Annotated in this window: 1 pseudogene; it reads left to right on the forward strand. The window is 51.9% G+C overall.

Annotated features, from left to right (window positions below):
* Positions 1-378: pseudogene (locus tag KH400_RS22240) on the forward strand (dihydroorotase); the annotation flags it as partial.

Raw genomic sequence — 378 nt, forward strand, 5'->3', positions numbered from 1 at the left:
TCTTTGATGAACGGTGGGGTGATGAACCTTGGTAAGCGCTCAGAAGAACTTGGGTTGCCAGGGATTAACCCATTGGCTGAATCATCACAACTCGCGCGTGACTTGGTATTGGCAAAGGCTGCCGGTGTGCATTACCACGTGGCACACTTGTCAACGAAGGAATCAGTTGCCTTGGTTCGTATGGGAAAGCAAATGGGCGTGAAGGTGACAGCGGAAGTTTCACCACACCACTTGTTGTTGGACGAAAATGACATTGACGGTGACAACGCCTTGTTTAAGATGAACCCACCGCTACGTGCACCAGAAGATCGCGCTGCGGTGATTGCTGGATTGCTAGACGGCACGATTGATATGGTTGCGACTGACCACGCGCCACAC

The organism is Desertibacillus haloalkaliphilus, from assembly GCF_019039105.1.
Classification (GTDB): domain Bacteria; phylum Bacillota; class Bacilli; order Bacillales; family KJ1-10-99; genus Desertibacillus; species Desertibacillus haloalkaliphilus.